Genomic DNA, 20,489 nt, shown 5'->3' with positions numbered 1-20,489 from the left:
CTATGACCTCCTCCGCCGAAGGGCGTGCTCGATCGGCGAACTGGAATCTGCCGAACGCGATCACGATCGTGCGCATCCTGCTCGCGCCGATCTTCTTCTGGCTGCTCCTCGCCGATGCCGGTGCGGGCGGCGGGCTCCGCTGGGCCGCGACGGCGCTCTTCGTCGTGGCGATCGCGACCGACGGCATCGACGGGCACATCGCCCGCAGCCGGGGGCTCGTCACCGACCTCGGCAAGATCCTCGACCCGATCGCCGACAAGCTGCTGACGAGCGGGGCGCTCATCTGCCTGTCGATCCTCGCCGAGGTGCCGTGGTGGGTCACCGGCCTCATCGTGCTCCGCGAGGTCGGCATCACCGTCTGGCGCTTCGTCGAACTCGGCCGGGGCACCGTCGTGCCGGCGTCCTCCGGCGGCAAGCTGAAGACCGTCGTGCAGGCCGTCGCGATCTCGGTGGCCCTCGCCCCCTTCCCGGTGCTCCTCGGCGAGTGGATGGCCTGGGTGAACGCCGTGCTGATCGCCGCCGCGCTCGTCCTGACCGTGTGGTCGGGTCTGCTCTACGTGCGCGACGCGGTGCGCCTCGGCCGCGAAGGGCGCGCGGGAGCGGCGTGAGCACGCGGCCGGATGCCGGAGAACCGGATGCCGGAGCACCGAGCGGACCGGCACCGGTAGCCGACCCCTCGCCCGACGAGACGGCGCTGCTCGTCGCGGCCCTCGCGGCGCGCGGCCTCCGGCTGGCGGTGGCGGAGTCGCTCACCGGCGGTCTGCTCGCCGCCGAGCTCATCCGCATCCCGGGCGCCTCCGCCGTGGTGAACGGCGGCGTCGTGGCCTATGCGACGCCGCTCAAGCACCGGCTGCTCGGGGTCGATGCGGGCCTCCTGGCCGCCGAGGGCGCGGTGCATCCGGAGGTCGCCCGGCAGATGGCGCGCGGCGCCCGTTCCGCGCTCGCGGTCGACGGGCGGGATGCCGAGCTCGGCATCGCGACGACCGGCGTCGCCGGCCCGGATCCGCAGGACGGCCGTGCGCCGGGCACCGTCTTCCTCGGCGTCAGCAGCGACGCCGGCGACCGGGCGGTCGAGCTGCGGCTCGCGGGCGATCGGGCGGCGATCCGCGCCGAGACGGTCCGGCTGGCCGTTCGGGAGCTCCGTCGCGAGCTCGACGGCCGCTAGCGCCGGGTGCGCCGCCGGTAGCGGTGCTCCGGCCGGCCCGCCGCGCCGTAGCGCGGGGCGACCTCGGCCGCTCCGGTCGCGACGAGGTGCTCGAGATAGCGCCTGGCGCTCACCCGGCTCATGCCGAGCGACTGGGCGATCTCCGCCGCCGAGGCATCCGGATCCGCGTTCGCGAGTTCGGCCGACACCCGGGAGAGGCTCACGCCGGAGAGGCCTTTCGGCACTGCGACCGGACCGCTCTGCCCGGCGGTGCCGAGGAGGCGGTCGACCTCCTGCTGGTCGAGTGCGTCCGGCCGGCGCTCCCGGCGCAGCTCCCGCCGCACCTCGTCGAGCCGGTCGCCGAGGGTGGCGCCCGTGAAGGGCTTCACCAGGTACTGCCGCACGCCGAGGAGCCTCGCGCGTCGCACGGTGTCGAGGTCCCGTGCCGCGGTGACGGCGATGACCTCGACCTCGTCGCCGGAGGCGCGGAGCCGGCGGAGCACCTCGAGACCGCCGAGATCGGGCAGGTAGACGTCGAGCAGGACGAGCTCCGGCCGGTGCTCCTCGATCGCCGCGAGCGCGGCCGCGCCGGTGTGCGCCTCGGCGACGACCTCGAACCCCGGGCGCGCATCGACGAACGCGCGGTTGACGTGCGCGACGGCGAAGTCGTCGTCCACGATGACGACGCGGACGTCGCTCATGACTCGGTCTCCGCCCACGACGCGGCATCCACCAGCGGCCGTGCGGACGGCAGCCGGACGGTGAAGCGCGCGCCGCCGGCCGGCGAGCTGCCGGTCTCGGCGGTCCCGCCGAGTCGCTGCGCGATGCGCTGCACGATGGTGAGCCCGATGCCGCGTCGCGCTTTGCCGGGCGCCGGCGGCTTGTCGCTCACGTCCGGTTGGAAGATCGCGGCGCGCCGCTCGGCGGGGACGCCGGGGCCGTCGTCGTCGACCTGGACGAGGACGACGTCGCGCTCGAGGTCGTCGCGGACGAGGAGCCGCACCGCGCCGCCGAGCACGCAGGCCTCGACGGCGTTGTCGAGGAGGTTCGCGACCACGGTGCGGATGTCGTCGGCGGCGGGGTGCCCGGTGCCGAGGCGCGAGGAGGGGTCGACCTCGAGGGCGATGCCGAGCTCGTGGGCCCGCGAGCGCTTCGCGAGGACGAGCGCGGCGGTCTCCGCATCGGCGATGCCGCCGTGGTCGTGCAGCGAGCTGAGCGCGCCGCCGGCGCCGACGCGCTCGATGAACGCGGTCGCGGCCTCGAGCTGCCCGAGCTCGATGAGTCCGCCGAGCACGTGCAGCGTGTTCGAGAACTCGTGCGACTGGGCGCGGAGGTCGTCCGCGAGGCTCTGGGCGCCCTGGAGCTCCCGCAGCATCGTCTCGAGTTCGGTGCGGTCGCGGAGGATCGCGATCCAGCCGACCTCGCGGCCGTCGACCCGGATGCGGTCGGCGTGCACGAGCAGCACGCGCTCGCCCGAGAGCACCGGGGTCTCCGCGGGTTCGTCGGCCACGATGAAGCGGGCGAGCTCGCCGTCGAGTACGTCCCCGACCGCGCGGCCGAGCACCTCGTCGGCGTCGACGCCGAGGAGCCGGGCGGCCGCGTCGTTCACGAGCACGATCCGCTGCTCGCCGTCGAGGGCGACGAGCCCCTCGCGGATGCCGTGCAGCATCGCCTCGCGCGTCTCGAGCAGGGCGCGGATCTCGTCTGGCTCGAGCCCGTAGATGCGGCGGCGGATGAGCCCGCCGATCCACGCGGAGCCGAGCACGCCGACGAGGGTCGCGCCGACGAGCGCCGCGAAGAGCGCCCAGAGGCCGCCGAGGAAGTCCTCGCGGAGCTCGGACTCGAGGATGCCGACCGAGACCTGGCCGATCACGGTCGTGCCGTCCTCGGCGAAGATCGGCACCTTGACCCGCCAGGACTCGCCGAGCGTGCCGGTCTGGGTGCCGACGAAGATGCGACCGGACAGCGGCACCGACGGGTCGGTCGAGACGCGTTCGCCGATGCGTTCGGGATCCGGGTGCGAGTAGCGGATGCCTTCGTCGTTCGCGACGACGACGTAGGTCACATCCGATGCCTCCCGGATGACCTCGGCGATCGGCTGGATGGTCCTCGACGGGGTGCGGTCGTCGAACGCCTCGATGATGACGGGGAGCGAGGCGACGGATTGCGCGACGGCGACCATGCGGTCCTCGTAGGACTCGCGCAGCTGCTGCTCCTGGAGGAGCGCGGCGACGAGGCCGGTGCCGACCACCGTCGCGAGCACGATCGTCACCTGCAGCAGCAGGAGCTGCATGCGCAGCGACATCGACCGGCCCACTGGAACAGTGTGCCGCACGAGTCGTCCGCTCCAGGCATCCAGCACTGTGAACACTACGACCGAAATGACCGCAACGACCGCTACGACGCTTACGACCGCAGTGTTCCGACGTCGCGAGGCCTGGTTCTAGCGTCGTCCAGTACCGATCGACCGGCCAGGGTGGCCGGCGCTCAAGGAGGAGTCTTGCGATCAGCATCCGGGCCGCGTCCCGCGACCCTTACCCGACCCACTGCACGCCGCTTCGGCGTCGCGGCACTCGCCCTCGCCACCGGTCTCGGGCTCGCCGCCTGCTCCGGCACCGGGGCGCAGCCGGCCTCAGGCGGCGACGAGGCCGCACCGGCGGCGCTCGACGCCGTCCAGCTCATCGCGCCCGCCGACCCCGGGGGCGGCTGGGACCAGACCGCCCGCGCGCTCGGCGAGGTCCTGACCGGCGAGGGGCTCGTCGGCAAGGCGCCCGTGGAGAACATCGGCGGGGCGGGCGGCACCGTCGGCCTCGCGGCGCTCGCGAACGAGAAGGATCCCGCCACCCTCATGGTCACGGGCCTCGTGATGGTCGGCGCCGTCGAGACGAACGCATCGCAGGTGCGCATCGAGGACGTCACGCCGATCGCACGGCTCACCGAGGAGCCGCTCGTCGTCGTGGTGCCCTCGTCCTCGCCGTACGAGTCCGTCGGCGACCTCGTCGATGCGATCGTGAAGGACGGCGCGGCCATCTCGGTCACCGGCGGTTCGGCGGGCGGTGCCGACCACATCCTCGCGGGCATGCTCGTCACCGAGGCCGGGGTCGACCCGGCCGACGTGCCGTCGACGCTCAACTACATCCCGAACTCGGGCGGCGGCGAGGCGGTCACGATGCTCCTCGGCGGCACGGTCCAGGCGGGCATCTCCGGCGTCGGCGAGTTCGCCGAGCAGGTCGAGGCCGGCGAGCTCCGCGCGCTCGCCGTGTCGTCGGGCGAGCCGAGCGAGCTCCTCCCCGAGGTGCCGACGCTGGCCGACGAGGGCTACGACATCGAGCTCACCAACTGGCGCGGACTCCTCGCGCCTCCCGGTATCGAGGACGCCGACCGCGACGCGCTCATCGAGCTCGTGACCGAACTGCAGGCCTCGGACGCCTGGACGCAGACCCTGGCCGACAAGGGCTGGAGCGACGCGTTCCTCAGCGGCGACGAGTTCCAGGAGTTCCTCGACGGCAACATCGCCGAGGTCTCCGACACCCTGCAGACGATCGGCCTGGTCGCGAAGTGACCGCCGAGACTCCGGACCCCGCCGGCATCACCCGGCCGGCGGGGGCCGGAGCCCGCCGGCCGGTGGGCGAGCTCGTCTTCGCCGCGGTCTGCGCGCTCCTCGGCGTCGGCGTCATCATCGGAGCCGGGGCCATCCGCGTTCCGCCGGGCTCCGCGAGCGTGCTCGGCCCGCGCGTCTTCCCCTACTTCGTCGGCGCGCTCCTGCTGGTCTCGGCCATCGCGGTCATCGTCGCGATCGCCACCGGCCACCGGGGCCAGCCCGACGAGGGCGAGGACGTCGACCCGAACGCGAAGACCGACTGGCGCGCGGTGCTCCTGCTCGTCGCGGTGTTCTGCTCGCAGCTCGTGCTGATCGAGTTCGTCGGCTGGCCGATCGCGATCGCCGTGGTCTTCGCCGGCGCCGCGCTCACCCTCGGCGCGAAGCGCTGGTGGGTCGCCGTGCTCGTGGGCCTCGGCCTGGGCCTCGCCACGCAACTGCTCTTCGGGACCTGGCTGGGGCTCTCGCTCCCCGCCGGCCCCCTGCTCGACTGGATCCCGATCTTCAATGGATAGTCTCGCCGCCCTGCTCGAGGGCTTCGCCACGGCACTGCAGCCGCAGTACCTGCTCTACGCGCTGTTCGGCGTGTTCGTCGGCACCGCGGTCGGCGTGCTGCCGGGCATCGGCCCGGCGATGACCGTCGCCCTGCTGCTGCCGCTCACCTACTCGCTCGATCCGACGGGTGCCCTCATCCTCTTCGCCGGCATCTACTACGGCGGCATGTACGGCGGCTCGACGACCTCGATCCTCCTGAACACGCCGGGGGAGTCGGCCTCGATCGTCACCGCGCTCGAGGGCAATCGGATGGCGAAGGCCGGGCGGGGCGCGGCCGCCCTCGCCACCGCGGCGATCGGCTCCTTCGTCGCGGGCACCATCGCGACGGTGCTGCTCACCTTCCTCGCCCCCGGCATCGCGAAGCTCGCGGTGCAGCTCGGTCCCGCCGACTACTTCGCCCTCATGGTCGTCGCCTTCCTCACGGTCGGCGCACTGCTCGGGTCGAGCGTTCCGCGCGGCCTCGTCTCGCTCGGGCTCGGACTCATGCTCGGCCTCGTCGGCACCGAGGTGCTCTCCGGGCAGCAGCGCTACACCTTCGGGGTGCCGAGCCTCGCCGACGGCATCGATGTCGTGCTGATCGCGGTCGGTCTCTTCGCGCTCGGCGAGACGCTCTACGTCGCCTCCCGGCTGCGTCACGGTCCGGTGCAGGTCATTCCGGTGACCCGCGGATGGCGCAGCTGGATGACGCGCAGCGACTGGCGCCGCTCGTGGAAGCCGTGGCTCCGCGGCACCGCGATCGGCTTCCCGATCGGCACGATCCCCGCCGGCGGCGCGGACGTGGCGACGTTCCTCTCCTATGCGGGCGAGCGCAAGCTCGCCAAGGGCCGGGCGCGCGAGCAGTTCGGCCGCGGCGCGATCGAGGGGGTCGCCGGGCCGGAGGCCGCGAACAACGCCGCCGCCGCGGGCGTGCTCGTCCCGCTGCTCACGCTGGGCCTGCCGACGACGGCCACCGCGGCCATCATCATCTCGGCGTTCCAGTCCTACGGCATCCGGCCCGGTCCGCTGCTGTTCGAGAATCAATCGGGCCTCGTCTGGGCGCTCATCGCGAGCCTCTACATCGGCAACGTCCTGCTCCTCGTGCTGAACCTGCCGCTCGTCGGCATGTGGGTGAAGGTGCTGCGCATCCCGCGGCCGTACCTCTACGCGGGCATCCTCGCCTTCGCCGGTCTCGGCGCCTATGCGCTGCACTTCAACGTGTTCGACACGCTGACGCTGCTCGTGGTGGGCGTCGCCGGCTTCCTGATGCGCCGCTACGGCTACCCGGTCGCGCCGATGGTGGTCGGCGGCATCCTCGGTCCCATGGCGGAGGAGCAGCTGCGCAAGTCGATGGCCATCAGCCAGGGGGATCTGCTCTACCTCGTACACAGCCCGTTCGCGATCATCGCCTACTCGACGATGGCCGTGATCGTCCTCACCGGCATCTGGCTGAAGCGCCGCAGGGCGAAGCTCGAGGCCGCGCCGAAGCTCGTGCCGACCTCGGCGATCCAGGCGATCGACGAGCCGACGAAGTAGCCCGCGCGGAGCTCCGCGGGGCCCGGTGACGACCGCACTCGATCGTCACCGGGCCCCGCGGAATACCTGTCGACTCCGAGCCGTTACATGTGACGAGTTCACACGGGAATTCCAGTGTGCAAGGCTAGAGTCTGACTCACGGGAGACGTCGGTTAGACTGACGCTCCCGTTCCGGCCCGTCCGGGCCGCGAGGGAGAAGAGAAGGAGGTTCCGATGGTTCTGGTTCGACAGGAGATCGGCGATGTGCTGAGGGACTTCCGGCTGCAGAAGGGGCGCACCCTTCGCCAGGTGGCGTCCAAGGCATCCGTCGCTCTCGGCTACCTCAGCGAGGTCGAGCGCGGGCAGAAGGAGGCGTCGAGCGAGATCCTCGCCTCCGTCGCCGAAGCGCTCGACACTCCCATCTCGGTGATCATGCATGAGGTCGGCGATCGCATCGCCGTGCTCGAGGGGCTCACCGCGGTTCCCGACAGCCTGCCCGACGAGCTCGTCGCCGAGTTCGACGCAGACATGATGGTGCGCTGAGCGACGCTCTCGGTGCACCCTGATTTCCCGAACGGCCGGTCCTCGACCGGCCGTTCGGCTGTGAGCGGCCGGTCGGCCGACTGGAGGCGGACGTGAAGCTGAGCGAGTTCCAGCTCGCCGTGGCGGAGGAGTTCGGCGCGGGCTACGGCGGGGTCGTGGTCGCGGATCTGGCCCTCGCGCCGTTCGGCGGCCGCACCGCCGAGGAGGCGCTGGCCGCCGGCGTCCCGGCGCGCGAGGTCTGGGCGGCGCTGTGCGAGGCGACCGACGTCCCGATCGAGCGGCGGCACGGCCCGGCGATCCGGGAGCCCCGCGTCTCGGACTGAGCGCGCCGGACGTTCGGGCGCGCCTGCTGGACCGGCGCGAGGCGTCGGACGGATGCGTCGGACGGCGGCGCCGAGCGGAGCGCCGGGGGACCGGGGCCCCGCGCGGCCTCCTCCCGAATATCTGTTCGACACGCCGCGGGGCGTTCGAACATGCGTTCGGTGCTGCGGTACTGTCCTCAACAGGTGAGGAGATTCTCGGATCCGTCCACGGTTCGCCGTCCTCGACACCCCGGTGTCGGTGGTGGTGACTAGCGTCGGAGGCGTCGGATTTCCGAACCGCAACCGCCTTGTCGCAAGACGAGCAGGGTCACGGCCCCGCTCGAGGCGCGACAGCCTAGAGGCAGCCGAGCGAACACCGAAGGAGCCATGTCATGCCCTCTCCCGCAGACCGCGAGAAAGCCCTCGAAACCGCCCTCGCCCAGATCGACCGCCAGTTCGGCAAGGGCTCCGTCATGCGTCTCGGCAGCGAGGAGCGCGCCCCGGTCGAGGTGATCCCCACCGGGTCCATCGCCCTCGACGTGGCCCTCGGCGTCGGCGGCCTGCCCCGTGGCCGCATCATCGAGATCTACGGTCCGGAGTCGTCGGGTAAGACGACGCTGACCCTGCACGCCATCGCCAACGTCCAGCGCGCGGGCGGCATCGCCGCCTTCGTCGACGCCGAGCACGCGCTCGACCCCGACTACGCGAAGAAGCTGGGCGTCGACATCGACTCGCTCCTCGTCTCGCAGCCCGACACGGGTGAGCAGGCGCTCGAGATCGCCGACATGCTGGTCCGTTCGGGCTCCATCGACCTCGTCGTCATCGACTCGGTGGCCGCGCTCGTGCCCCGGGCCGAGATCGAGGGCGAGATGGGCGACTCGCACGTCGGCCTCCAGGCGCGACTCATGTCGCAGGCGCTCCGAAAGCTCACCGGTGGCCTCAACCAGACGAACACGACGATGATCTTCATCAACCAGCTGCGCGAGAAGATCGGCGTGTTCTTCGGCTCGCCCGAGACGACCGCGGGCGGCAAGGCGCTGAAGTTCTACGCCTCGGTGCGACTCGACATCCGTCGTATCGAGACCCTGAAGGACGGCACCGAGGCCGTGGGCAACCGCACCCGCGTCAAGGTCGTGAAGAACAAGATGGCCCCGCCCTTCAAGCAGGCCGAGTTCGACATCCTGTACGGCGTCGGCATCTCCCGCGAGGGCTCGCTCATCGACTACGGCGTCGAGCAGGCCATCGTGAAGAAGTCGGGCGCCTGGTACACCTACGACGGCGACCAGCTCGGGCAGGGCAAGGAGAATGCGCGCAACTTCCTCCTGCAGAACCCCGACATCGCCGCCGACATCGAGCAGAAGATCCTCGTGAAGCTCGGCATCGGCAAGCAGGGGCAGACGGCCGCTGAGCCGGCCGGCAACGTCGAATCCCTCGACGCGAAGCGCCGGGGCGCCTGAGACGCATGGACCGTCGGCACGAGCCGGATGGTGGGCGCGAGCGCTCGGGAGAGGTCGGAGAGCCGACCGACTCCGAGCGTCTCGCGCCCGTCGCGTACCTGCCCTGGGCGGTCCCCGGCATGGAGCCCGAGGCGAGCACGGCCGACCGCTCGGCCGACGCCGGACGGAGCCGGCGCGAGTCGCGCTCGCCGCGCGGCGGCGAGTGGTCGCATCTCGTCGCCGTGACGCCGGAATCGTCCGACAGTGCAGCCCAGTCGGCAGCGGGTTCCTCGCGTGCACCGGCCGGTTCGAAACGACGCCGTCGTGACGAAGCGCCCGCGGAGTTCGACGAGCCCGGCCCCGAGCGCGACGAGCGCATCGATCGCATCGTCGTCGGACGCCTCCGTCGATCGGCGCTCTCGATCTCCGAGGTGCGCGCGGTGCTCGTCGAGCACGGGCTCGACGATGTCGAGGTCGAGGAGTGGCTCGACCGCTACGAGCGCCTCGGCTACCTCGACGACGCCCGGCTCGCCGAGCAGCTCGTGCACAGCCACGGAGAGCGCCGCGGTCGGGGGAGCGGGGCGATCCTCGCCGAGCTCGGTCGACGGGGCATCCCGCCGAACGTGGCGCGTGAGGCGGTGGGCGAGCTCGACCCGGAGACCGAGCTCTCGAACGCGATCACCGTCGCCGAGCGGCGCGCCAGGCAGCTCGGCGGGCTCGATCGGGCGGTCGCGGAGCGTCGGCTCTCGGCCTTCCTCGCCCGACGGGGCTACCCGGGCGACGTGGTCCGCGAGGCGGTGGCGACGGCGCTTCCACGCGATCGCTCGTAGACTGGTGCGATCATGAGCACGCTTCACGAGGTCTCGCCGGGCGAGGCCGTCCCCGCCCAGGCAGATGCCGCTCCGCGCACCTACGAGGTGCGCACCTTCGGCTGTCAGATGAACGTGCACGACTCCGAGCGCCTGTCGGGTTCCCTCGAGGCGGCGGGGTACGTGCCCGCGAACGGCGCCGAGCCCGACGTCGTCGTCATCAACACCTGCGCGGTGCGCGAGAATGCCGACAACAAGCTCTACGGCAACCTGGGCCACCTGGCCGGGGTGAAGCGCCGTCACGCCGGCATGCAGATCGCCGTCGGCGGATGCCTCGCCCAGAAGGACAAGAACGTCATCCTCGAGAAGGCGCCGTGGGTCGACGTCGTCTTCGGCACGCACAACATGGGCTCGCTGCCGAGCCTGCTCGAGCGGGCCAGGCACAACGACGAGGCGCAGCTCGAGATCCTCGACGCGCTCGAGGTCTTCCCGTCGACGCTCCCGACCAAGCGGGACTCGACCTACAGCGGCTGGGTCTCCATCTCCGTCGGCTGCAACAACACCTGCACGTTCTGCATCGTCCCCGCGCTCCGCGGCAAGGAGAAGGACCGCCGGCCGGGGGAGATCCTCGCCGAGGTCCAGGCGCTCGTCGACGACGGGGCCATCGAGGTGACGCTCCTCGGGCAGAACGTGAACTCCTACGGGGTCGAGTTCGGCGACCGCCAGGCGTTCGGCAAGCTGCTCCGCGCCGCGGGGCAGATCGACGGCCTCGAGCGCATCCGCTTCACGAGCCCGCACCCCGCGGCGTTCACCGACGACGTGATCGACGCGATGGCCGAGACGCCGAACGTGATGCCGCAGCTGCACATGCCGCTGCAGTCCGGCTCCGACCGCATCCTGAAGGCCATGCGCCGCTCGTACCGCTCGGAGCGCTTCCTCGGCATCCTCGACCGCGTGCGGGCGAAGATCCCGAACGCGGCGATCTCGACCGACATCATCGTCGGCTTCCCCGGTGAGACCGAGGAGGACTTCCAGGAGACCCTCCGGGTCGTCGAGGCGGCGCGCTTCGCGTCGGCCTTCACGTTCCAGTACTCCATCCGGCCCGGCACCCCGGCGGCGACGATGGACGAGCAGGTGCCGAAGGAGATCGTGCAGGAGCGCTACGAGCGCCTCATCGCCCTCCAGGAGCGCATCTCCTGGGAGGAGAACCAGCGCCTCATCGGCCGCACCGCCGAGGTCCTCGTCGCGACCGGTGAGGGCAAGAAGGACGCCGAGACGCACCGACTCTCCGGGCGCGCAGAAGACAGCCGGCTCGTGCACTTCGAGGTGCCCGAAGGCTCCGAGATCCCGCGGCCGGGCGACGTCGTCACCGTCGTCGTCTCGCAGGCGGCGCCGTTCCACCTCATCGCCGACTCGCCCGACGGGGCGCCGCTCCGCGTCCGCCGCACCCGGGCCGGCGACGCCTGGGACCGCGCGCAGGCCGAGAGCTGCGGCGTGCCGGGCGACGGAGGTGCCGAGAGCGCGGCGGGCGGGCCCGTCTCGCTCGGCCTGCCGACGGTGCGGATCGCCCGCGAACCGCTCGTCGCCCCCGGCGTCGGCACCATGCCGATCTACGACCCCACCGACGGTCAGCGCTGACGTGACCCTCGTCGCGGTCGTCGGAGCCACCGGCACCGGCAAGTCGGCGTTCGCCCTCGACCTCGCCGAGGCGTACGCGAACGCAGGGCGGCACGCCGAGGTCGTGAACGCCGACGCCATGCAGCTCTACCGCGGCATGGACATCGGCACCGCGAAGCTTCCGCTCGCAGAACGCCGCGGGGTGCCGCACCATCTCCTCGACGTGCTCGAGGTGACCGCCGAGGCATCCGTCGCCGCCTACCAGCGGGACGCCCGCGCAGCCGTCGATCGCATCATCAACGGGGGCGGGATCGCGCTCCTCGTCGGCGGCTCCGGCCTCTACGTCTCGAGCGTCATCCACGACTTCCGGTTCCCCGGCACCGACCCGGCCGTCCGCGCCCGGCTCGAGGCCGAGCTCGAGCAGCTCGGGCCGGGGATGCTGCACGCGCGCCTGCGGTCGATCGACCCGGAGACGGCGGCCGGCGTCGACGCGCAGAACGGCCGCCGCATCGTCCGCGCGCTCGAGGTCATCGAGGTCACAGGCGAGTCGAAGGCGGCTCGCCTGCCGGACGAGCCGGTGCCCTGGCGACCGCACCGCATCGTGCACCTCCGCAGCGACCGGGCCACGCTCGTGGAGCGCCTGGACGCCCGCGTCGACGAGATGTGGCGCGGCGGGCTCGTCGACGAGGTCGCCGCGCTCGTGCCGCTCGGGCTCGAGCGCGGCGTCACCGCCCGGAAGGCGATCGGCTACGCCCAGGCGCTCGCCGAACTGCAGGGACGCGCGACCCGTGCCGAGGCGGTGGCTGAGACGCAGCAGCTCACCCGCGTGTACGCGAGGCGCCAGGTCGGATGGTTCCGGCGGTACCGCGAGGCGAGCGTCATCGACGCCCTCGACGCGGGCGCCCGCGCCGCGGAGCTGGCGCGCCTCACCGCCCTAGACTGAAACGCATGTCGTTCGATCTCAGGTTCACCAAGGGGCAGGGCACCGGCAACGACTTCGTGCTCTTCGCCGATCCCGAGGGGGACCTCGAACTCACGCCCGAGCAGATCCGAGCCGTCTGCGACCGCCGCTTCGGCGTCGGGGCCGACGGGGTCATCCGGGCGGTCCGCAGCACCAATCTCGAGGCCGGCGCCGACGCCCTCGCCGAAGACGCGGGCGCCGTCTGGTTCATGGACTACTGGAACGCCGACGGCACCGTGTCCGAGATGTGCGGCAACGGCATCCGCGTCTACGCCGCCTACCTCGTCGACCAGGGCCTCGCAGAGCTGCCCGACGGCGGCGAACTGGTGATCGGCACGCGCGCTGGCGTGCGCCGGGTGCGCCGTGCCGCCGGCGGCTACCAGGCTGATCTCGGCGTCTGGCGGCTCGCGGGGGGCGAGCCGCTCGTGCGCGCCAAGAACCTGCCGGTGGCCCGGCCCGGCCTCGGCATCGACGTCGGCAACCCGCACGTCGTCGTCGCCCTCGCCGACGAGGAGGAGCTCGAGGGCCTCGACCTCGGCTACCTGCCCGTGCTCGACCCGGAGCCCGAGGCCGGCGCGAACGTCGAGTTCGTCGTGCCCGCCGATCCGCTCGTCGAGGACGGCGTCGGCCGCATCCGCATGCGCGTCCACGAGCGCGGCTCCGGCGAGACCCTGTCGTGCGGCACCGGTGCGGTCGCCTCCGCGCTCGCGGTGCGGTACTGGGCCGGCGCGGGCGCGCCCGACTCGTGGCGCGTGCAGGTCCCCGGCGGCGTGCTCGGAGTGCGCATGGTCGCCGCGCCCGACGGGGAGCACGTCTCGCTCTCCGGGCCGGCCGAGCTCGTCTACGACGGCGTGCTCGCGCTCGCATGAGCCGCCCCGGAGGACGCGAACAGGCCCGCTCGGCCTTCCCCTGGCTGCTGCTCGTCGGCATCTCGCTCGTCGCCCTGAACTTCCGCGGGCCTCTCGTCACGATCTCCCCGGTCATCGACGACATCGAGCAGAGCCTCGGGATCACCCCGACGACGGCGGGCCTGCTCACGAGCCTCCCGGTACTGTGCTTCGCGCTCGGCACCCCGGTCGCGGCCTGGACGATCCGGCTGACCGGCGCGGAACGGGCCGTCGCGATCGCGCTCGTCGGCACCCTGATCGGCACGATCACCCGCTCCGGCGGCACGACGGCCGCCGCCTTCGTCGGCACGATCGTGATCGGCATCGCGATCGCCATCGGCAACGTCGTCGTGCCCGTGGTCATCCGCCGCGACGTGCCCCCGGCGCGCGCGCAACTCGTCACGGGCGTCTACTCGGCGATGATGAACGTCGGTTCGATGCTCACGATCGCGGCGACCGCCCCGCTCGCCGAGCAGATCGGCTGGCAGTGGGCGACGGCGGTGTGGGGCGTGCTCATCCTCGTCGCGCTCGCGGTCTGGGGCGTGCACCTCCGCCGCACGGTCGCGGAGACGCGCGAGGCGCGAGCCGCCGAGGCGCTCGCGGTGACCGGGTCGCTCCAGGCCGTGACCGGGCCGAACGGGGTCGTGCCGGGCGAACGCTCGGCGTGGCGCAACGCGATGACGTGGCTCCTCGCCGCCGCGTTCGCCGTGCAGTCGTTCTCCTACTACGGGCTGAGCGCGTGGCTGCCGAGCCTGTACGGCGACGAGTACGGGCTCGACCGCATCGCGGCGGGCAACGTCTCCTCGCTCTTCCAGCTCGCCGCCGTCGCCGGGGCGCTCGGCGTGCCGTTCCTCGGTCGCGCGCGCCCGGTCTGGCTGCAGCCGGCGATCGTCGGCGTGCTCTGGATGAGCCTGCCGCTCGGGCTGCTCCTCGCCCCCGACGCGTACCTCCTCTGGACCATCACGGGCGGCATCGCCCAGGGCGGCGGCTTCGTCGTCATCATCGCCTCGGTCGTGCGGTTCACCCGGAGCGACCGTGAGACGACCCAGATGTCGGCGCTCGTGCAGGCCGGCGGCTATCTCGTCGCGGCCACCGCACCGCCCGTGCTGGGCGCGCTGCACGAGTCGACCGGCGCCTGGACCGTGCCGCTCCTCGTCGTGCTGGTCGCGACGACCGCGTTCCTCGTGCTCACGAGCTCGGCGGCGATCCGCGCCGCCCGCACGGGCGCAGCCGACTAGAACGCAGCAGTCCCGTCGCTCAGGCCGACGGCGATCGAACCTCGATGAGGCGGAAGCCCTTGTCGGTCGCGCGCCGCTCGATCGTCGTGCCGGCCGCCAGGGTCTCGCCGAGCCAGCGCTGCAGCGAGTCGGCGCCGAGGTTCTTCTGCACGACGAGCCACGCCGAGCGCTCGGCCTCGAGCCGGGGGAGCCAGGTCTCGAGCAGTTCGTGGAGCGCCTGCTTGCCGATGCGGATCGGCGGATTCGACCAGATCGCCCGGAATTCGAGCTCCCCGGGAACATCGCCGGGCAGGACGGCGTTGACGTTCGTGAGGCCGAGTCGGGCGGCGTTCCGCCGCACGAGATCGAGCGCCCGTTCGTTCACGTCGACCGCCCAGACGGTCGCGTCGGGGGAGCGGAGCGCGAGGGTGAGGGCCATCGGCCCCCAGCCGCAGCCGAGATCGAGCAGCGCACCGTCGGCGGGCGGCACGGGCACGTGCTCGAGGAGCACCCGCGTCCCGTGGTCGAGGTGCTCGGGGCTGAACACCCCGGCGGCCGTGAGGAGCTCCAGGTCCCGCCCGGCCAGACGCACCCGGACGGTGCGCAGCGCGTCCTCCGACGCGGGCTTGGACGAGAAGTAATGCTCCTGAGACATACAGGGGAACCTATCGCACGAGGGAGAAGTAGGCTGGACACGATGAACGACGCTTCAGAACAGCACCCCGACGACGCCGTCGAGCGCGTGCTGCGCTCGGCGGACGCCCGCGCGGGCGTCGCCCGATTCGGCGCAGAGACCGCCGCAGCCATCCAGAAGGACGCGGCGGATGCCTCGCCCGGGCAGTCGAGCGACGGCGAGCAGCTCGACCGCGAGGAGCGTGCCGCCCTCCGGCGCGTGAGCGGGCTCTCCACGGAGCTCGAGGACGTCACCGAGGTCGAGTACCGGCAGCTCCGTCTCGAGAACGTCGTGCTCATCGGCGTCTACTCGCAGGGCTCGCTCGAGGACGCGGAGACCTCGCTCCGCGAGCTCTCGGCGCTCGCCGAGACCGCCGGCGCCCGGGTGCTCGACGGCGTGCTGCAGCGCCGGCCGCACCCCGACCCCGCGACCTACCTCGGGCGCGGCAAGGTCGAGGAGCTCCGGCACATCGTCGCCTCCCTCGGCGCAGACACCGTCATCGCCGACACCGAGCTCGCCCCGAGCCAGCGCCGTGCGCTGGAGGACGCGGTGAAGGTGAAGGTCATCGACCGCACGGCCGTCATCCTCGACATCTTCAGCCAGCACGCGAAGAGCCGCGAGGGCAAGGCCCAGGTCGAGCTCGCGCAGCTCGAGTACCTGCTGCCGCGGCTGCGCGGCTGGGGCGAGTCGATGTCGCGGCAGGCCGGTGGGCAGGTCGGCGGCGCCGGCGCGGGCATGGGCAGCCGCGGCCCCGGTGAGACGAAGCTCGAGCTCGACCGCCGGCGCATCCACTCACGCATGGCGAAGCTCCGCAAGCAGATCGTCGGCATGAAGCCGGCGCGCGAGGCGAAGCGGGCGAACCGCAAGCGCAACGCGGTCCCGTCGGTCGCGATCGCCGGCTACACGAACGCCGGCAAGTCGAGCCTCCTGAACCGCATCACCGGAGCCGGGGTCCTCGTCGAGAACGCGCTCTTCGCGACCCTCGACGCGACGGTCCGCCGGAACACGACGGCGGACGGCCGCGTGTACACGATCGCCGACACCGTGGGATTCGTGCGCAACCTGCCGCACCAGCTCGTCGAGGCGTTCCGTTCGACGCTGGAGGAGGTCGGCGACGCCGATCTCATCGTCCACGTCGTCGACGCCGCGCACCCCGACCCCGCGGGGCAGATCGCGACGGTGCGCGATGTCATCGGCGAGGTCGGCGCCCGCGATCTCCCCGAGCTGATCGTCTTCAACAAGGCCGATCTCGTCTCCGCCGAGGACCGGCTCGTGCTGCAGGGGCTCGAACCCGACGCGCTGTTCGCCTCGGCCCGGACCGGCGAGGGCGTCGAGGCGGTGCTCGAGGCGATCGGGCGCATGCTGCCCGACCCGGCCGTCGAGGTCGAGCTGCTCGTGCCGTACGAGCGCGGCGACGTCGTCTCGGCGCTGCACGAGACGTCGCGCGTGCTCGAGATCGAGTACGTCGAGGAGGGCACGCGCGTGCGCGCCCTCGTCTCACCGGAGCTGGCCGGGCAGCTGGCCGAGTTCCGCGCACCGGCCGTCGCCGCCTGAGTCGGAGCAGGACTCGGCGCCGGGAGCGCGGCGCCGCGCGGCGGACGGGTCACGGGGCGTCCCGCGGCGTCATCCTCGGTCACACTCGTGCGAGGCGGGCGCCGTCGGCGTATCGTCGCTCTTGATCGTCGGCGACGGGCCGGATGCCCGCCGTCAGGAGCGACCGCCGAGCCCGGCACCCGCCCGCGAGTCCCATCCGCCGCCCCGCGGCGATGGTCGCGGCAAGCCGTGCCATCGCCCATGCGGCATCCCTTCGAGGAGCCCGCCATGACCGGAGCCGCAGGCGACTGTCCCGGCCGCCCGCCGATCTCCTTCGAGCTGTACCCGCCGCGCAGCGACGCCGCGGCGATCGCGCTCGGACGAACGATCGATCGGCTGGCCGAGGTGGAACCCGCCTTCATCTCCGTGACCTTCGGCGCAGGCGGCTCGTCGCGCGGGCGCTCGCTCACCGTGCTCCGGTACATCCTCGAGCAGACCCACGTCGAGCCGATGGCGCACCTCACCTGCGTCGGCTCCTCGCACGCGGAGGCGAACCGGATCGTCCGCGAGTTCCTCGACGCCGGCATCACGAGCTTCCTCGCCCTCCGGGGCGACCCGCCGGAGGATGGCGACCCGGACTCGGGCCTCGGCGACCTCGGCTCGGCCGCGGAGCTCGTGCAGCTCATCCACCGGGTGCAGGAGGAGCGCGAGCCCTTCGGCCAGGTCGGGGTGCCCGGCGCTCCCCGCGCCCGGCGGATCCGGGCCAGGCCGCGACCCGAGCGGGTCGCCGTCGCCGCGTTCCCCACGGGGCATCCCCGCTCGCGCGGTCTCGCGCAGGACGTCGACGTGCTCCTCGCCAAGGAGGTCGCCGGGGCGACGCTCGCGATCACGCAGCTGTTCTGGCACGCCGAGGACTACCTCGGCTTCGTCGAGCGGGCGCGCGCGGCCGGGGTGACGATCCCGATCCTGCCCGGGCTCATGCCCGTCACGACGCCGGCTCGGCTCGCCCGGCTCACCCAGCTGACGGGCGTCGAGCCGCCGGCCGAATTGGCGATCGCGCTCGAGATCGAGCCGCACGCCGAGGCTCGCGCCGAGATCGGCGAGGCGCACGCGGCGGAGCTCGCCGCGGCGGTGCTGGCCGGCGGTGCGCCGGGCCTCCACCTGTACACCTACAACCGGCACGAGACGGTCCGTTCCGTGCTCGATCGGATCGGCATCCACTCGGCCGCCGCGCACGGCTGAGCGAGCGAAGACCTGCCCAGGGACGCACCGTCCCGGGCTCCTCCGGCGACCCGCGACCCCGCGGTGCCTCGCCGACCCCGCAGCACGACGAAAGGACGCAGCACATGACCGCACCCGCCTTCCCCGCGGGCACGATCCTCGGGTACCCGCGGATCGGCCGCCGCCGCGAGTTGAAGCGCGCCGTCGAGGCCTACTGGGCCGGACGGATCGATGCAACCGAGCTCGAACGGCGCGCCGCCGAGCTGCGCGCAGCGACGCGGGCCCGACTGCTCGAGCTCGGCCTCGGCCGCGACGACTCGTCGATCCCGGAGGCGTACGCCGCCTACGACCACGTGCTCGACACCGCGCTCGCGGTCGGCGCCGTGCCGGAGCGCTTCGCGCACGTCCGCGCGGCCGACGGCTCCGTCGACGTGGACGGCGAGTTCGCACTGGCGCGCGGCGAGGCCGGGCAGCCGCCGCTGGAGATGACGAAGTGGTTCGACACGAACTACCACTATCTCGTCCCGGAGCTCGCGCCCGCGACCGCGTTCGCCGCGCACCCGGAGCGGCTCGTCGCCCGCTTCGCGGAGGCGCTCGCGGAGGGCGTCCTCACCCGGCCGGTGCTCGTCGGGCCGGTGACGCTGCTCGCGCTCGCGAAGCCCGCGGCGGAGGCGCCGGAGGGATTCCGTCCGCTCGACGAACTCGACCGGCTCCTGCCGGTGTACGCGGAGCTCCTCGCACGCCTCGCCGAAGCCGGCGCGCAGTGGGTGCAGCTCGACGAGCCCGCTCTCGCGAGCGAGAGCCTCGACGAGACGCCCGCGCGCCTGCGCGACGCGGCCGCCCGCGCGTACGCCGCCCTCGGCGGCGCGGCGCGCCGGCCCGCGCTCTTCATCGCGACGCCCTACGGCGGCATCGGCGCCGGGCTCGCCTCCCTCGCGGCGACCCCGGTCGAGGCGATCGGCCTCGACCTCGTCCGCGGCGAGCTGCCCTCGGACCTCGACGAGCCGACCCGCGCGGCGCTCGCCACGAAGACGCTCGTCGCGGGCGTCGTCGACGGCCGGAACATCTGGCGCGGCGACCTCGCCGCCGCCTTCGATCGCGCCCTCGCCCTCGAGGGGGTCGCAGGGGCGCTGTCCGTCTCGAGCTCGACGTCGCTCCTGCACGTGCCGCACGACCTCGCCGACGAGGAGCAGCTGGACCGGCGGCTCGTGAGCTGGCTCGCATTCGCCGATCAGAAGGTCGCGCAGCTCGCGACGCTCGCGCGCGGGATCGCCGACGGTCGCGAGTCGATCGACGCCGAGCTCGCGGATGCCTCGGCTGCGCTCGCCGACCGGAGCGGTGCTCCCGGGGTGCGCGTGCCGGCGGTGCGCGAGCGGCTCGCCGCGCTCCGCGACGCCGACTTCGCCCGCGCCGCGTACGACGACCGGGTCGAGGCGCAGCTCGACCTCGGCCTGCCGGAGCTGCCCACGACCACGATCGGCTCCTTCCCGCAGACCGGGGAGCTCCGCCGGGCGCGTGCGGCGCGCGCGAGCGGGGAGCTCGACGAGCCAGGCTACCGCCGGCTCATCGAGGCGGAGATCGAGCGCGTGGTCCGGCTGCAGGAGGAGCTCGGGCTCGACGTGCTCGTGCACGGCGAGCCGGAGCGCAACGACATGGTGCAGTACTTCGCGGAACTGCTCGACGGTTTCGCGGTGACCCAGCACGGCTGGGTGCAGTCGTACGGCTCGCGCTGCACGCGCCCCTCGATCCTCTGGGGCGACGTCTCGCGCCCGGCCCCGATGACGGTCGGCTGGTCGGCCTACGCGCAGTCGCTCACCGAGCAGCACCTGAAGGGCATGCTCACCGGCCCGGTGACGATCCTCGCCTGGTCGTTCGTGCGCGACGACCAGCCGCTCGCGGACACGGCGCGGCAGGTGGGGCTCGCGCTCCGAGACGAGGTCGCCGACCTCGAGGCCGCCGGCATCCGCATCATCCAGGTGGACGAGCCCGCGCTGCGGGAGCTGCTCCCGCTGCGCCGGGCGGATCAGCCCGGCTACCTGGACTGGTCGGTCGGCGCGTTCCGGCTCGCGACGGGAGGAGCGGAGCCCGCGACGCAGATCCACACGCACCTCTGCTACTCGGAGTTCGGCGTCGTCATCGACGCGATCCGCGGACTGGACGCGGACGTCACGAGCATCGAGGCGGCGCGGAGCCGGATGGAGGTCGTCGAGGACCTCGGCCGCAGCGGCTTCGATCACGGCGTCGGCCCCGGCGTGTACGACATCCACTCGCCCCGCGTGCCCGCCGAGGACGAGGTGCGCGAGCTTTTGGAGCGCGCCGTCGCCGAGGTGCCGGCGTCGCGGCTCTGGGTGAACCCGGACTGCGGGCTGAAGACGCGCGGCTACGAGGAGACCGTCGCCTCGCTCGGGCACCTCGTGCAGGCGGCGCGCTCCGTGCGGGAGTCGCTCGCGCGCGGCTAGTCCGGCGCGCGCCTCCTGCGCCGAGCCACGGCGCACGAAGGGC

The 20,489-nt window shown here is 72.9% G+C and carries 19 protein-coding genes; 16 read left to right on the top strand and 3 right to left on the bottom strand.

What is annotated here, in order from left to right; all coding sequences use genetic code 11:
• Positions 1 to 2: 2 nt before the first annotated feature.
• Both pgsA and ROT00_RS10355 read left to right on the top strand, forming a co-directional pair.
• The gene (gene pgsA, locus ROT00_RS10360) at positions 3 to 608 is read left to right on the top strand and encodes a CDP-diacylglycerol--glycerol-3-phosphate 3-phosphatidyltransferase (RefSeq protein WP_404774598.1); all 606 of its coding nucleotides are present in this window, start codon (positions 3 to 5) and stop codon (positions 606 to 608) included.
• A gap of 86 nt (positions 609 to 694) precedes the next feature.
• Positions 695 to 1,165 (top strand): CinA family protein, encoded by a 471-nt coding sequence (locus ROT00_RS10355; protein WP_404774870.1) that lies wholly within the window; start codon positions 695 to 697, stop codon positions 1,163 to 1,165.
• Here the strand turns inward: ROT00_RS10355 and ROT00_RS10350 are convergent.
• Together ROT00_RS10350 and ROT00_RS10345 are read right to left on the bottom strand one after the other, a co-directional pair.
• Positions 1,162 to 1,845: a response regulator gene (locus tag ROT00_RS10350; RefSeq protein ID WP_404774596.1), complete on the bottom strand. Its 684-nt coding sequence runs from the start codon at positions 1,843 to 1,845 to the stop codon at positions 1,162 to 1,164. The two genes, ROT00_RS10355 and ROT00_RS10350, sit on opposite strands and share 4 nt — an antisense overlap.
• Complete coding sequence (locus ROT00_RS10345; RefSeq protein ID WP_404774595.1) at positions 1,842 to 3,461, bottom strand: ATP-binding protein; 1,620 nt, start codon at positions 3,459 to 3,461, stop codon at positions 1,842 to 1,844. The genes ROT00_RS10350 and ROT00_RS10345 overlap by 4 nt, the downstream gene beginning before the upstream one ends.
• 183 nt (positions 3,462 to 3,644) lie before the next feature.
• On the opposite strand from ROT00_RS10345, the gene ROT00_RS10340 reads away from it, so the two are divergent.
• From ROT00_RS10340 to ROT00_RS10290, 11 genes are all read left to right on the top strand, one after another.
• Complete coding sequence (locus ROT00_RS10340; protein ID WP_404774593.1) at positions 3,645 to 4,706, top strand: Bug family tripartite tricarboxylate transporter substrate binding protein; 1,062 nt, start codon at positions 3,645 to 3,647, stop codon at positions 4,704 to 4,706.
• On the top strand, positions 4,703 to 5,257 hold the full coding sequence (locus ROT00_RS10335) for a tripartite tricarboxylate transporter TctB family protein (protein ID WP_404774592.1): 555 nt from the start codon (positions 4,703 to 4,705) through the stop codon (positions 5,255 to 5,257). The genes ROT00_RS10340 and ROT00_RS10335 overlap by 4 nt, the downstream gene beginning before the upstream one ends.
• A complete protein-coding gene (locus tag ROT00_RS10330; RefSeq protein WP_404774590.1) occupies positions 5,250 to 6,809 on the top strand; it encodes a tripartite tricarboxylate transporter permease in 1,560 nt (519 codons plus the stop codon). The genes ROT00_RS10335 and ROT00_RS10330 overlap by 8 nt, the downstream gene beginning before the upstream one ends.
• Before the next feature lie 213 nt (positions 6,810 to 7,022).
• Positions 7,023 to 7,331: a helix-turn-helix domain-containing protein gene (locus ROT00_RS10325; RefSeq protein ID WP_189086033.1), complete on the top strand. Its 309-nt coding sequence runs from the start codon at positions 7,023 to 7,025 to the stop codon at positions 7,329 to 7,331.
• Between the two features lie 92 nt (positions 7,332 to 7,423).
• Positions 7,424 to 7,654, top strand: coding sequence for a DUF3046 domain-containing protein (locus ROT00_RS10320; RefSeq protein ID WP_404774588.1), 231 nt, complete (start codon positions 7,424 to 7,426; stop codon positions 7,652 to 7,654).
• Positions 7,655 to 8,025: 371 nt separating this feature from the next.
• Positions 8,026 to 9,090, top strand: a complete 1,065-nt coding sequence (gene recA / locus ROT00_RS10315; RefSeq protein ID WP_404774586.1) for a recombinase RecA — start codon at positions 8,026 to 8,028, stop codon at positions 9,088 to 9,090.
• 5 nt (positions 9,091 to 9,095) lie between these two features.
• Positions 9,096 to 9,899 carry a regulatory protein RecX gene (locus ROT00_RS10310; protein WP_404774584.1) on the top strand — a complete coding sequence of 268 codons (804 nt, stop codon included), beginning with the start codon at positions 9,096 to 9,098 and terminating at the stop codon, positions 9,897 to 9,899.
• 12 nt (positions 9,900 to 9,911) lie between these two features.
• The gene (gene miaB / locus ROT00_RS10305; protein WP_404774583.1) at positions 9,912 to 11,516 is read left to right on the top strand and encodes a tRNA (N6-isopentenyl adenosine(37)-C2)-methylthiotransferase MiaB; all 1,605 of its coding nucleotides are present in this window, start codon (positions 9,912 to 9,914) and stop codon (positions 11,514 to 11,516) included.
• Position 11,517: 1 nt separating this feature from the next.
• The gene (gene miaA / locus ROT00_RS10300; protein ID WP_404774581.1) at positions 11,518 to 12,438 is read left to right on the top strand and encodes a tRNA (adenosine(37)-N6)-dimethylallyltransferase MiaA; all 921 of its coding nucleotides are present in this window, start codon (positions 11,518 to 11,520) and stop codon (positions 12,436 to 12,438) included.
• Between the two features lie 5 nt (positions 12,439 to 12,443).
• Positions 12,444 to 13,325 carry a diaminopimelate epimerase gene (dapF, locus tag ROT00_RS10295; RefSeq protein WP_404774580.1) on the top strand — a complete coding sequence of 294 codons (882 nt, stop codon included), beginning with the start codon at positions 12,444 to 12,446 and terminating at the stop codon, positions 13,323 to 13,325.
• Positions 13,322 to 14,581 (top strand): MFS transporter, encoded by a 1,260-nt coding sequence (locus tag ROT00_RS10290; protein WP_404774579.1) that lies wholly within the window; start codon positions 13,322 to 13,324, stop codon positions 14,579 to 14,581. Before dapF ends, ROT00_RS10290 begins: the two co-directional genes overlap by 4 nt.
• Before the next feature lie 19 nt (positions 14,582 to 14,600).
• On the opposite strand, the gene ROT00_RS10285 is transcribed toward ROT00_RS10290, so the two are convergent.
• Positions 14,601 to 15,215: a class I SAM-dependent methyltransferase gene (locus ROT00_RS10285; RefSeq protein ID WP_404774577.1), complete on the bottom strand. Its 615-nt coding sequence runs from the start codon at positions 15,213 to 15,215 to the stop codon at positions 14,601 to 14,603.
• A gap of 42 nt (positions 15,216 to 15,257) precedes the next feature.
• On the opposite strand from ROT00_RS10285, the gene hflX reads away from it, so the two are divergent.
• The 3 genes from hflX (at position 15,258) to metE (ending at position 20,446) form a co-directional block, all read left to right on the top strand.
• Complete coding sequence (hflX, locus tag ROT00_RS10280) at positions 15,258 to 16,787, top strand: GTPase HflX (protein WP_404774575.1); 1,530 nt, start codon at positions 15,258 to 15,260, stop codon at positions 16,785 to 16,787.
• A 267-nt stretch (positions 16,788 to 17,054) separates the two neighbouring features.
• The gene (locus tag ROT00_RS10275; RefSeq protein WP_404774573.1) at positions 17,055 to 18,008 is read left to right on the top strand and encodes a methylenetetrahydrofolate reductase; all 954 of its coding nucleotides are present in this window, start codon (positions 17,055 to 17,057) and stop codon (positions 18,006 to 18,008) included.
• 104 nt (positions 18,009 to 18,112) lie between these two features.
• Positions 18,113 to 20,446, top strand: a complete 2,334-nt coding sequence (metE, locus tag ROT00_RS10270; RefSeq protein ID WP_404774571.1) for a 5-methyltetrahydropteroyltriglutamate--homocysteine S-methyltransferase — start codon at positions 18,113 to 18,115, stop codon at positions 20,444 to 20,446.
• Positions 20,447 to 20,489: the final 43 nt, after the last annotated feature.

The sequence above is a fragment of the Agromyces mediolanus genome, assembly GCF_044917495.1.
Classification (GTDB): Bacteria; Actinomycetota; Actinomycetes; order Actinomycetales; family Microbacteriaceae; genus Agromyces; species Agromyces mediolanus_B.
The sequence above is the reverse complement of the archived record's forward strand: the minus strand, read 5'-3'. Positions and strand labels throughout refer to the sequence as shown.

Coding starts and splice junctions, on each gene's coding strand:
- pgsA (WP_404774598.1), top strand. CDS start 3: ATGACCTCCTCCGCCGAAGGGCGTGCTCGATCGGCGAACTGGAATCTG.
- ROT00_RS10350 (WP_404774596.1), bottom strand. CDS start 1,845: ATGAGCGACGTCCGCGTCGTCATCGTGGACGACGACTTCGCCGTCGCG.
- ROT00_RS10330 (WP_404774590.1), top strand. CDS start 5,250: ATGGATAGTCTCGCCGCCCTGCTCGAGGGCTTCGCCACGGCACTGCAG.
- ROT00_RS10325 (WP_189086033.1), top strand. CDS start 7,023: ATGGTTCTGGTTCGACAGGAGATCGGCGATGTGCTGAGGGACTTCCGG.
- recA (WP_404774586.1), top strand. CDS start 8,026: ATGCCCTCTCCCGCAGACCGCGAGAAAGCCCTCGAAACCGCCCTCGCC.
- ROT00_RS10310 (WP_404774584.1), top strand. CDS start 9,096: ATGGACCGTCGGCACGAGCCGGATGGTGGGCGCGAGCGCTCGGGAGAG.
- miaB (WP_404774583.1), top strand. CDS start 9,912: ATGAGCACGCTTCACGAGGTCTCGCCGGGCGAGGCCGTCCCCGCCCAG.
- dapF (WP_404774580.1), top strand. CDS start 12,444: ATGTCGTTCGATCTCAGGTTCACCAAGGGGCAGGGCACCGGCAACGAC.
- ROT00_RS10290 (WP_404774579.1), top strand. CDS start 13,322: ATGAGCCGCCCCGGAGGACGCGAACAGGCCCGCTCGGCCTTCCCCTGG.
- ROT00_RS10285 (WP_404774577.1), bottom strand. CDS start 15,215: ATGTCTCAGGAGCATTACTTCTCGTCCAAGCCCGCGTCGGAGGACGCG.
- hflX (WP_404774575.1), top strand. CDS start 15,258: ATGAACGACGCTTCAGAACAGCACCCCGACGACGCCGTCGAGCGCGTG.
- ROT00_RS10275 (WP_404774573.1), top strand. CDS start 17,055: ATGACCGGAGCCGCAGGCGACTGTCCCGGCCGCCCGCCGATCTCCTTC.
- metE (WP_404774571.1), top strand. CDS start 18,113: ATGACCGCACCCGCCTTCCCCGCGGGCACGATCCTCGGGTACCCGCGG.